Source organism: Georgenia satyanarayanai, from assembly GCF_009193135.1.
In the GTDB taxonomy this organism is placed as follows: Bacteria; Actinomycetota; Actinomycetes; order Actinomycetales; family Actinomycetaceae; genus Oceanitalea; species Oceanitalea satyanarayanai.
Genome location: NZ_VUKC01000014.1, coordinates 40,532 through 51,292, shown reverse-complemented (window position 1 = coordinate 51,292; position 10,761 = coordinate 40,532). Strand labels below are relative to the sequence as shown.

Here is a 10,761-nt window from a genome sequence, read left to right as displayed (position 1 = left end):
GCATCAGACAGCCCGGCGCTTGAGCTTGCGACGCTCCCGCTCGGAGAGGCCGCCCCAGATGCCGAAGCGCTCGTCGTTGGCGAGGGCGTACTCCAGGCACTCGGCGCGGACGTCGCACGAGGTGCACACACGCTTCGCCTCGCGGGTGGACCCGCCCTTCTCCGGGAAGAAGGCCTCGGGGTCGGTCTGCGCGCACAGCGCACGCTCCTGCCACCCGAGGAGTCCCTCGTCCGCGACGTCGTCGAGCGCGTACAGACCCTGCTGCGCGGTGTCCGCTGCGACTCCGGTGCTCAGCGGACCATCACCGAGAATGTTCCACACTGCTCTTCCCATCGTCGACCAACGCTTGCCCTGGGTGAATTACACGCGTGTCATACCCGTTCCGTCAAGCGCACCGGTGCTATGAGGGCTTGTTCACGTCGCCCCGCGTCCCACGGGTCCCACGCGCCTCACCGGGCGGGCGTCAGACCGACTCGTCCCGCTTCTTCCGCGCGAAGCGCGCGGGGAGGTCGGGCCCGTCCCACACCTGGATCGAGCGCCAGATCGAGGCCGTGATCGGGACGGCGAGCACCGCACCGGTGATGCCGGCGAGCACGGTGCCGGCGGTCAGCGCGATGAGGATGACCAGCGGGTGCAGGCGCAGGGCCCGACCCATGACGACGGGCTGGAGGAAGTCGCCCTCGAGCTGGTTGACGACGATGACGATCGCCACCACGATGAGCGCCTCGACCGGCCCGACGGCCACGAGCGCGACGAGGGCCGCGAGGATGCCGGCGAGGGTCGCGCCGACCAGCGGGATGAACGCGAGCAGGAAGACGAGCACGGCCAGCGGGATCACCAGCGGCACCCCGACGATCGCCAGACCGATGCCGATGGCGACCGCGTCCACGGCCGCGATGATTGCCGTCCCCCGGACGTAGCCGCCGAGCGTGCGGACCGTCATCTCCCCCACCCGCTGACCCCGGCGGTAGCGGTGCCCCTCGAAGGGGCGCAGGAGGAACTCCCAGATCTTCGGGCCGTCCTTGAGGAAGAAGAACAGCACGACGATCATGATGAAGAAGCCGGCGACGAAGTCGACCGTCTGGGACGCACCCGCGATCGCGCCGGAGCCGACCGCGTCGGACTGCAGCAGGTTCGCCGCGGACTCCTGGACCGAGGCGATCTGCTCCTCGGTGATGTCGAACGGGAGGTCCTGGAGGTAGGCCTGGAGCTCGGCGAAGCCCTCGAGCGCCTGCTCGCGCAGCTCGTCCCACTGGCTGGCGACGGCGCGGGTGACCATCCACACGACCGCGGCCAGCAGCGCGACGATCGTCAGCAGGGAGATCCACGTCGCGACCATGGACGGCACGCCCTTGCGGCGCAGCCACGAGACGAGCGGTGAGATCGCCGATGCGAGGACGAGGGCGATGAGCACCGGGATGACGACGAGGGTGAGTCGGGTGAGGACGAAGACGAGGACGGCGAGGACCGCGGTCACGGCCAGCACCTGCAGTGACCGCGTGCCGACACGGCCGAGCCCGTCGGTCCACAGCCCCGAGGCGCCCCGCTCGGCCGGCTGGGGCTCCGCCGCGGGCTCGACGGTCTCGGCGGCGGGCGCGGCGGGCCGCGAACGTCGGCTCAGTGGACTCATGGACAGGCCCTCCCGTGCGTCGTGCCGGCGGCCACGGGGCACCCCGCGGTGGGCGAGAGCCCCCGCGCTGTGCGCCACCCGGCCACCGACCAAGGTTGGCACAGCGTAACGACGCCGGCAGGAGCGCGCCCCTCCGTGGCCCTCGCGGTCGCCGGCCGGCGCTCCCACTGCACGCACGCCACGGACTAGGCTCAGGTCATGAGCATCGCGACGAAGGTGCTCGACCTCCTCACCGGGGACGAGCCCAACCAGCCCCGCCTCACCTGGTACGGCCCCGCGGACGAGCGTGTCGAGCTGTCCGGCCGTGTCCTGGCGAACTGGGTCACCAAGGCCACCAACCTCCTCGTGGAGGAGGGCGAGGTGGAGCCCGGCTCGCGGGTGCTCCTCGACGTCCCCGTGCACTGGCGCGCGCTCGTGTGGGCGTTGGCGACGTGGTGCGCCGGCGGTGAGCTCGTGCTCCCCGCCGAGGAGGACGAGGCCGACGGCGCCGACGGTGAGCCCGAGTACGCCGACCTCGACGAGGACGACGACGCGGACGACGACGAGTCGGTCTTCGTGCCGGACGAGACGTCCGAGGAGCCGGACATCGCGGTGACCTCCGAGCCCTCGGGCGCACCGAGCGCCGGCCTCGTGCTCGTCGTCGCCCTGCCGGCCCTCGCCATGCACGTCGAGGAGCCGATCCCCGCCGGTGCGCTCGACGCCGCGGCCGCGCTCATGACCTACGGGGACCACCTCGGTCACGTCCAGGAGCCGGGCGCCGACGACGCCGCGCTCTCCGGTCCCGAGATCGCCGGCTCCACCGGTGGTCCGGTGCCCTACGGCGAGCTGGCCGAGTGGTGCCGCGAGCAGACTCCCGCCTGCCACCGCGACGAGGAGCGCCCGCGCGTCCTGTGCGCGCCCCGCGACCACGTCGAGATGCTGGCGCACGCCGTCGCCGCCTGGCGCGCCGGTGGTTCCCTCGTGCTCCTCGGCGAGGACGTCGACTCGAGCCGTTTCGACGCGATCCAGGCCGCCGAGCGCGCCGCCGTGCGGTGCTGAGCCCGGAGACGCCGCCGCTCGTCTCGGTCATCATGCCGATGCACGACGCCGCGGCCTTCGTCGGCGCGGGGATCCGCTCCGTCCAGGCGCAGACCGTCCAGGAGTGGGAGCTCCTCGTCGTCGACGACTCCTCGCGCGACAGCTCCCACGCCGTCGCCGAGCGGGCCGCGGCCGCCGACCCCCGCGTGCGGGTGCTGCGCAACGACGGGCCGGGTGGGGCGGGACCGACGCGCAACGTGGGCATCGGCGCGGCTCGTGGCCGCTACATCGCCTTCCTCGACAGCGACGACCTGTGGCTGCCCACGAAGCTCGAGCGGCAGCTCGCCCTCCTCGAGGTGTCCGGCGCCCCCCTCGTCTACAGCGCGTACTACAAGGTGGACGCGGACTTCTCCGGTGAGGCGGTGGGCTTCGAGCCGAACGGGCGCGTCGTGCGCGCCCCGCTGCGGCTGGAGTACCGCCACCTGCTCCGCCAGGACTACATCGGCTTCCTCACCGCCGTCTACGACACCCGGGTGCTGGGCAAGCGCCTGCTGCCCTCGATCGAGCGCCGGCAGGACTACGCGCTCATGCTCGCGATCCTGCGGGACGGGCACGTCGCCCGCGGGCTGGACGAGCCGCTCGCGCTCTACCGGGCCGGCCGCACCGGCTCCCTGTCGGCGAACAAGCTCGTCGCGGCGCGGTACAACTGGCACATCTACCGCCACGTCGAGGCGCTGCCGCTGCCCCGGGCCCTGTGGGCCTTCGGGAACTACGCGGTGCGGGCAGGCCTGAAGTACCTCATCTAGCGGTGACGGTGTCGCCCTCGGAGGCGACGTCCGGCGCGTCACCGGCAGGCGCCTCACCGTCAGCGCTCCCGGCCGCGGAGCCCTGCGGGTCATCGCCCGCGGCGGCCGCGGCGACGGCGGCGTCGATGCGCGCCTGGACGCGTGCCGCCGAGCGACGGCGCGCCCGGACGACGAGGAGCGGCGCGGCGACGAGGAGCACGAGCAGGACGAGCTGGGACCACGGCACCGTCCACACCCGGAACCCCGTCGTCGTCGGCAGGAGGGCGGCCGGCACCTCGTCCTCACCGACCGCGAGGGGGGTTGCGACGACCTCGCCACGGCCGAGGAACAGCGGCCACACCTCGACGGTCGCGCTCCCGACGGTGCTCTGCCCGGGCAGCACCTCGCGGTGCTCGGCGGAGGCCTCGGCGCCGCCGACGCCGAAGGGGCCGGTGACCGAGGCGTCGACGTCGGCCCCGACCCGGATGTTGCCGGTGTTCTCCAGCGTGTAGTCGACGGTGACCGTGCCGGGGGCGAAGGGGTTCCACGACGGGGAGTAGCTCGCGACGACGTCGGGGGTCACCTGAGCGAGGACCTCCCCGGCGACGCGGAGGTGGAGGCGGACGCCGACCCGGGAGCTCATCTGCAGGGCGGTGTCCCCGCCCTGGACGAGCTCGGCGACGACGCCCGCCGGGTGGTCGCCGGGGGTCGCCCCGGCGGGGACGGCGATCTCGAGCGGGACCACGGTGCTCGACGACGCGGGCGCCTCGACGACGATGCCGCCGCCGTCGCGCGGCGTCGCACCGTCGACCTCGCCGATCTCGACCCACGACCCGCCGTCGACCGGGGCCGCCTCGGAGGGCAGGAGGTCGAAGTTCCCGTCGTCGTCGACGAGGCCGTCGCTCGCGTAGACCGCGAAGGTGGCCTCGTGCACACTGAAGTTCGTCAGGACGACGAAGTCCGAGACGGACGTCCCGTCCTCGAGCTCGTGGCGCAGGGACACGCGGCCGTCCGCCCCGGCCTCGTCCGCGGGCTCGAGGGCCCAGGTCGTCCCGGCCGCCGCGTCGTCGGACTGCGTCGCCGCGGGGAGGGCGGCCGAGGCGGGCAGGGCGGCGGCGCCGACGACGAGCGCGCCGGTGGCCAGGGACCGGAGAAGACGGAGCACGGTCATCCTCGGGAGTCTCGGAGTGGGGTGCAGGCGGGCGGGGCGGTCGGCCCCGCCCGCCTGCGGGAGGTCAGTCGACCGGGAACAGCGAGACGGTCACCCGCGCGCTGTAGTCACCCTCGGCGGACCCGACCGGGGCGTCGAGGACGAGCCGGGCGTCGAGCTCGGCGGTGCCGCGACGGCCCTCGTTCGTGGCGGCCGCCAGCAGCGACGGGGTCGACAGGCCGGTGCCGCCGTCGATCGCGGTGGCCGCGGCCGGGCCGGCACTGACGCCGTCACGCGGGCTGAGCACACGCGGCACCCAGCCGAGGTACTCGGCCCCGATGACGTCGGAGTCGGACACGAAGTCCGTCGACTGACCGGAGGCGGCCCACCCGCCGCCCGCGGCCTGCTCGGCGTTGCGCGCGTCGGTCACGGTGAGCGTCGGCAGGTCGCCGGTGTAGCGCCAGCGGTCGGGGCGCTCCCCCGCGGGCGTGAGCTTGACGCCGTCGCCGTAGTCACCGACGGTGAGCGTGAGGGAGCCCGGCTTGTCGACGATCGAGACGTCGACCGGGATGCCGTCGGCGTCGCTGGGACCGCCGCTGTCGGACAGCGCACGCTGCCAGACGATGAGGTCGGCGACCTTGCCCTCGAGACCGGCCACGCCGGCGTCCGCGGCCCGGGTGCGGGCCTGGAGGAGCGAGGCGAGCGCGCCGTCGTGGTCACCCGCGGCCGCCGCACCCTTGGCGGATGCGAGCAGCGCGGAGACTGCCGCCTTGGCACCGGCGTCCCCGGCGGTGTCGGCGGCGATGATCCGCTCCACCTCGGGGAAGGTCACGCAGTCGCCGCCGCCGGAGACGAGGCCGGCCGCCCACTCGATGCCGGACAGCACGTGGCCGAGCCACAGCGGGTCCTGCCACGACTGGTCGGTGTGGCCCGCCCCGGTGTACCAGGAGCGGCCACCCTCGAAGTTCTGGCACCACGCGATCGGGTGGTCCTCACCCATCCGCCCGTTGCCGGGGTTGTAGGTGGACTCGTCCAGCGTCATGAGGACGTGGACGTCCGGGCGGGGGTTGACGGTGTAGTTGTACCACTCGTCGAAGCGGGACCACTCGACGGGCAGACCGGCCGTCGAGGGGTGCGTGGGGTTCTCCACGCGCATCGTCGCCTGCTGCTGCTGCGGGTGGTTGCGGAAGCGCGCGCCGCCACCGGTGAGCTGGCTGTACCAGGGCACGGTGTGCAGGGTGTCGGTCGCGGCGTGGAGGCCGACGTAGCCGCCGCCGCTGCGGATGTACCCCTGGAAGGCGGCGACCTCGGAGTCGTCGAGCAGCCGCGGGCGGTTGGGGTCCATGTTGTTCGTGCCGTCGACCGGGGAGTTGAAGATGATCGCGGAGTACTTCGACAGGTCCTCGGCCGAGGTGAAGGGCGTCGACCCGAGGGTGAGCGTCGGCTGGGCGGGGTCCCAGACGTCGACGTCGAAGCCGTGCTCCTCACCGAGCGCGATGAGGGCGTTGGTCGTGGGGACGATGTGGGAGTGGCGGAACCCGAGGGTCTTGCCGACCACCAGCACCTGGTAGTCGTCGTCGGGCGCCGCGGTGTCGGCCATCGCGGCGGGAGCGACGGCACCTGCTCCCAGGGCGATCGCAGCGGTGAGGGCCGCCGCTCGTACTCGTGAGACATGCTGCTTCATTGCAGGCCTTCCATGTGGGCGGGGTTGCCGCTGCCCGAGGCTCGTCATTAAGTTTCGCGCAACGACATTATTGCGTTCGTCACACTACTGATGGTGACAGTGGGGCGTCAACGTTCTGTCCACGGGTTGACCGAACGCTCGGTCAGCGAGGCGATGCGGTGCGCAGGGCGGCGACGAACGCCCCGCTCACCGTGGCCCAGTCGTAGCGCTCGCGCGCGGCACGGCGCCCTGCCGCCCCGAGGCGCGCCGCGCGCCCCGGCTCGGCACGCAGCGCGAGGACCGCGTCGGCGGCGGCGTCCGGGTCGGCGAAGGGCACGACGACGCCGGACCCCGCCGTCGTGACGACGTCACGTGCCAGCGGCAGCGGGGTGGTGACGACGGGGACACCGTGCGCCATGTACTCGAGCACCTTGGTCGGCATGCTGTGGCGGTAGTTGGGGAGGTCCTGGAGGAGCGAGAGGCCGGCGAGGGCGCCGTCGAGCAGCTCACCCGCGCGGTCGTTGGGGACGAAGCCGTGCCAGTGCACGTCTCCCCGTTCGTGCGCCGCGCGCACGAGCTCCTCGGCGGGGCCGTGCGCGGGACCGACGACGTGGGTGGAGAGGGCGCCACCGGTGCGCTCGCGCAGGATGCGCCCCGTCTCGACCACCTCCCGCGCGCCGCGCTCGAGGGTGATGCTGCCGAGGTAGACCACCCGGTCGGTCCCGGGGGCGGGGGCGTCGGCCGGCACCGGCACCGTGTTCGGCACGACGACGTGCTCGCGGCTGAACCGCTCGCGGTAGCCGTACTCGGCGAGCAGGAGGGTGAGGTGACGCTCCGCCCAGCGCTCCACGCCGCGGACCAGACCGGCGGCCAGGGCCCGCGCGGGGCGCGGCAGCCACGGCTTGGCGACGACGGCGGCGGCGGTGTCCTCGTGGACGTCCCACACCGTGCGCGGCCGCACGGAGCGGGGGACGGCGAGGAGGAGCTCGGGGTCGTGGACGAGGACGACGTCGTGCTGCCCGCCCAGCTCCCGGACGAGGCGGCGGGCGTGACGGAGCGCGCCGAGCCGGCGCCGACCGGTCGCCCGCGGCACGTCGACGCAGTGCAGCCGCCCCGCGCCGTGCCGCGCGTCCGTCGGCGCGGGTAGTCCGTAGCCGCCGAACGGCGCCGCGTAGGTGACGTCCCACCCGGCGGCGAGGAGGGCCGGGACCTGCCGGTGGCGGATGCGTGCGTCCTGCGGGTGGTGCACGACCGTGACCACCAGGACCGACGGCCGCTGCGGCGTCATCGCGGGGCGTCCTCCGCCGTCGTCGTCCCGGTGTCCGGTGCGCGCGTCTCGCGCGGTGCCGGCGGGTCGGCCGGTGCCGGCGCGGCGGCCGCGGGCTGCTCGGCCGGTGCGGACGGTGCCGCGGCGGGGGCCTTCGCCGCCGGGGGCTTCTCGGCCACCGGAGCCGGCGCCTTCGGGGCCTTCGCGGCCGGCTTCTTGGCGGCCGCCTTCTTCGGCCCCTTGGACCGGGCAGCCTGGTAGGCGTCGCACACCTCGCCCGCCGGGCCGTCCATGACGAGGCGCCCCTTGTCGAGCCACAGGGCGCGGTCGCACATGGCGCGGACCGTGGAGTCGCTGTGGCTGACGAGGAACACCGTTCCCGCCGCCTCGCGGATCTCCGCCACCCGCTCGCGGCTCCGCGCCTGGAACTCGGCGTCGCCGGTGGCGAGGGCCTCGTCGATCATGAGGATGTCCGGGACGGCCGCGGTGGAGATCGCGAAGCGCAGGCGCGCCGCCATGCCGGAGGAGTACGCCTTCATCGGCAGGTCGATGTAGTCCTCGACGCCGGCGAAGGAGACGATGTCGTCCATCTTCTCGCGCACCTGCTTGGCGGTGAGGCCGAGCGCCTGGCCGCCGATCATGACGTTGCGCTCGCCGCTGAGCTCGCGCATGAGCACGGCGTTGACACCGAGCAGGGCGGGCGTGCCCGCCGTGTAGATCTCGCCGTTGGTCGGCGGGATGAGGCCGGCGAGCGCGCGCAGCAACGTGCTCTTGCCCGAGCCGTTGCGCCCGACGATGCCGATCGACTCGCCGTGGTAGGCGACGAAGGAGACGTCCTTGACCGCGTGCACCTCGCGCACGCCACCGATGGACCCTCGCCCCTTGAGCAGCCGCTTGAGGCTCGCGTTGCCCGGCGCCCCGCTCACGGTGCCCATCTTCTTCGCCCCGTAGACGCGGTAGATGACGTCGACGTGCGAGGAGATGAGTGAGGGCTTGCGCTCGTCAGTTACGGCCATAGGTCGCCTCTGCCCGCCAGAAGAAGATGAACCCGACGACCGGCAGCACGATCGCCCACCCGAGGGCCACGTACCACGTGGTCGGGTTGAAGGGGGTGTCCGAGAGCAGCGACTGCCGGACGATGTCGAGGATGACCGCGAAGGGCTGGTAGAGCATGACCGTCCCCACCAGCCCGTGGCCGGCGAAGGTGGTGATGCTGAAGAAGACGCCCGAGACGTAGCGCAGCAGCCGCACCACGAGCGTGATGAGGTTGCGCAGGTCGCGGGAGCTGTGGACGACCCGGGCCACGATGAGCGCGATACCCGCGTTGATCGCGACGATGAGCCCCATCGCCACCGGGAAGAGCAGCCAGTGGGCCGTGATCGGCTCCCCCGTCACGAGGACGAGGACGAGGATGACGGCCAGGGACGGCAGGAAGGCGATGAACTCCGTCAGCGTCACCGACAGCGGGAGCACGGCGCGCGGGAACCGGAGGGACCGGACGAGGCTGAGGTTCCCCGAGATGGCCTTGGAGGCCGAGGTCATCGTCCCGGCGCTGTACATGAAGACGAGCAGGCCGATGACGAGGAACCCGACGTAGTTGTCCACACCGGCGTCCAGGCCCAGCAGCTGACCGAAGATGAGGAAGTACGCGGCGGCGAGCAGCAGCGGATTGAGGACGCCCCACAGCTGCCCCAGGTAGTTGTCCTGGTTGCGCGCGTAGGACTGCGCCGAGGACAGCGTCCAGAGGAACCGGCGCTGCGCCCACGTCTCCTTGAGGTAGCGCCCCAGCGGGGGCCGGACGCCGCCCCGCTCGAGCCCGTACCTGGCGGCGAGCTGCGCCGCGGCGTCCGACGACAGGGGGGCGTCGCCCCCCGCCGCCGGTGCGGGTGCGGTCACAGACGCTGGACCGTCGGGCTCTCGGCCGCGACGCCGCGCGTGTCGAAGAAACGCTTGGACGCGCCGGCCAGGGCCTCGATGTCGTAGTCGCGGTGGTGCTGCAGGAGCATGACGAGGTCCGCGCTGGCGATCGCCTCGTCCAGGTCCGCGACACGCTCGGTCACCGAGCCGTTGGACCGCCACTGCTGGACGTGCGGGTCGTGGAAGACGACCGTGGCGCCCTTCTCCCGCAGGTGCTTGGCCACCGGCACGGCCGGCGACTCACGCTGGTCGGCGATGTTCGGCTTGTAGGTGACACCGAGCAGCAGCACGGTCGCCCCCTTCATCGCCTTGCCGTCCTCGTTGAGGATGTCCTGCGCGCGCTTGACGACGTACGTCGGCATCGTCGCGTTGATCTCCTGGGCGAGCTCGACGAAGCGGAACGGGTAGCCCAGGCGCGCACGCACGTTGTAGGACAGGTAGTTCGGGTCGATCGGGATGCAGTGACCACCCACGCCCGGGCCGGGGTAGAAGGCCTGGAAGCCGAAGGGCTTGGTCTTGGCGGCGTCGATGACGTCCCACAGGTCGATGCCGAGCTCGTGGCAGAACCGGGCCATCTCGTTGACGAGCGCGATGTTGATGTGGCGGTAGGTGTTCTCCAGCAGCTTGGCCATCTCGGCCTCGCGGGTGCCCTTGGTCCGCACCACCGTGTCCACCACACGCCCGTAGAACGCGGCCGCGGCCTCGGTGGACTCCGGGCTCACCCCACCGACGACCTTCGGGGTGTTCTTCGCGCCGAACTTCTCGTTGCCCGGGTCGATGCGCTCGGGGGAGAACGCGAGGTGGAAGTCGCTGCCGGCCTTGAGGCCACCGGCCTCGAGCATCGGCTGGACGATCTCCTCGGTGGTCCCCGGGTACGTCGTGGACTCCAGCACGATGACCTGGCCGGGCTGCAGGTGCCGGGCGATGTCGCCCACCGCGGCACGCACCGGGCCCAGGTCAGGGCCGCCGTCCTCGGCCAGCGGGGTGGGCACGCAGATGACGACGTGCTTGGCCTCGGCGAGCACCGCGGCGTCGGTCGTGGCCGCGAAGCCGCGCGAGACGAGGTCGGCGATCTGCTCGTCGGCCAGGTCGTCGATGTGCGAGACGCCGCCGTTGAGGCCGTCGACCACGCCCTGGTTCACGTCGTACCCGCGAACGGACATCCCGGCGTGGACCGCCTCGAACACCAGCGGCAACCCCACGTACCCCAGCCCCACAACGGCAAGGTCCACGGTCATGTGCAACTCCAAGTCGTCTCGCACGTTCCGGAGCGAACCTGCCGCCCGCACCGTGGCACACGGCGGGTCACCCGCGTGTGCCGATCTGCGTCAA

General features: G+C 72.8%; 10 protein-coding genes. 2 read left to right on the top strand and 8 right to left on the bottom strand.

Translation table 11 applies throughout. The features are described 5' to 3' along the window. Positions 1-3 precede the first annotated feature (3 nt). Positions 4-321, bottom strand: a complete 318-nt coding sequence (locus tag GD632_RS13105; protein WP_152192699.1) for a WhiB family transcriptional regulator — start codon at positions 319-321, stop codon at positions 4-6. Positions 322-463: 142 nt separating this feature from the next. Continuing rightward, positions 464-1,630, bottom strand: coding sequence for an AI-2E family transporter (locus GD632_RS13100; protein ID WP_152192661.1), 1,167 nt, complete (start codon positions 1,628-1,630; stop codon positions 464-466). 198 nt (positions 1,631-1,828) lie between these two features. Here GD632_RS13100 and GD632_RS13095 point away from each other — a divergent pair, with 198 nt between their 5' ends. Both GD632_RS13095 and GD632_RS13090 read left to right on the top strand, forming a co-directional pair. Continuing rightward, entirely contained in the window at positions 1,829-2,668 is an 840-nt protein-coding gene (locus GD632_RS13095; protein WP_152192660.1) for a TIGR03089 family protein, read from the top strand. Then, complete coding sequence (locus GD632_RS13090; RefSeq protein WP_226924865.1) at positions 2,662-3,453, top strand: glycosyltransferase family 2 protein; 792 nt, start codon at positions 2,662-2,664, stop codon at positions 3,451-3,453. Before GD632_RS13095 ends, GD632_RS13090 begins: the two co-directional genes overlap by 7 nt. On the opposite strand, the gene GD632_RS13085 is transcribed toward GD632_RS13090, so the two are convergent. The 6 genes from GD632_RS13085 to GD632_RS13060 form a co-directional block, all read right to left on the bottom strand. After that, positions 3,446-4,603: a COG1470 family protein gene (locus tag GD632_RS13085; RefSeq protein ID WP_152192659.1), complete on the bottom strand. Its 1,158-nt coding sequence runs from the start codon at positions 4,601-4,603 to the stop codon at positions 3,446-3,448. The genes GD632_RS13090 and GD632_RS13085 overlap by 8 nt on opposite strands. A gap of 64 nt (positions 4,604-4,667) precedes the next feature. After that, positions 4,668-6,266: a ThuA domain-containing protein gene (locus tag GD632_RS13080; protein ID WP_193311482.1), complete on the bottom strand. Its 1,599-nt coding sequence runs from the start codon at positions 6,264-6,266 to the stop codon at positions 4,668-4,670. A 142-nt stretch (positions 6,267-6,408) separates the two neighbouring features. Next, complete coding sequence (locus tag GD632_RS13075; protein WP_152192657.1) at positions 6,409-7,533, bottom strand: glycosyltransferase; 1,125 nt, start codon at positions 7,531-7,533, stop codon at positions 6,409-6,411. Then, on the bottom strand, positions 7,530-8,528 hold the full coding sequence (locus GD632_RS13070) for an ABC transporter ATP-binding protein (RefSeq protein WP_152192656.1): 999 nt from the start codon (positions 8,526-8,528) through the stop codon (positions 7,530-7,532). Before GD632_RS13070 ends, GD632_RS13075 begins: the two co-directional genes overlap by 4 nt. Then, positions 8,515-9,408 carry an ABC transporter permease gene (locus GD632_RS13065; RefSeq protein ID WP_152192655.1) on the bottom strand — a complete coding sequence of 298 codons (894 nt, stop codon included), beginning with the start codon at positions 9,406-9,408 and terminating at the stop codon, positions 8,515-8,517. The genes GD632_RS13070 and GD632_RS13065 overlap by 14 nt, the downstream gene beginning before the upstream one ends. Beyond that, the gene (locus GD632_RS13060; protein ID WP_152192654.1) at positions 9,405-10,667 is read right to left on the bottom strand and encodes a nucleotide sugar dehydrogenase; all 1,263 of its coding nucleotides are present in this window, start codon (positions 10,665-10,667) and stop codon (positions 9,405-9,407) included. The genes GD632_RS13065 and GD632_RS13060 overlap by 4 nt, the downstream gene beginning before the upstream one ends. Positions 10,668-10,761: the final 94 nt, after the last annotated feature.

Bases quoted from the DNA above. Each gene is read 5' to 3' on its own strand.
- GD632_RS13100 (WP_152192661.1), bottom strand. From the start codon at position 1,630: ATGAGTCCACTGAGCCGACGTTCGCGGCCCGCCGCGCCCGCCGCCGAG.
- GD632_RS13095 (WP_152192660.1), top strand. From the start codon at position 1,829: ATGAGCATCGCGACGAAGGTGCTCGACCTCCTCACCGGGGACGAGCCC.
- GD632_RS13085 (WP_152192659.1), bottom strand. From the start codon at position 4,603: ATGACCGTGCTCCGTCTTCTCCGGTCCCTGGCCACCGGCGCGCTCGTC.
- GD632_RS13080 (WP_193311482.1), bottom strand. From the start codon at position 6,266: ATGAAGCAGCATGTCTCACGAGTACGAGCGGCGGCCCTCACCGCTGCG.
- GD632_RS13075 (WP_152192657.1), bottom strand. From the start codon at position 7,533: ATGACGCCGCAGCGGCCGTCGGTCCTGGTGGTCACGGTCGTGCACCAC.
- GD632_RS13070 (WP_152192656.1), bottom strand. From the start codon at position 8,528: ATGGCCGTAACTGACGAGCGCAAGCCCTCACTCATCTCCTCGCACGTC.
- GD632_RS13060 (WP_152192654.1), bottom strand. From the start codon at position 10,667: ATGACCGTGGACCTTGCCGTTGTGGGGCTGGGGTACGTGGGGTTGCCG.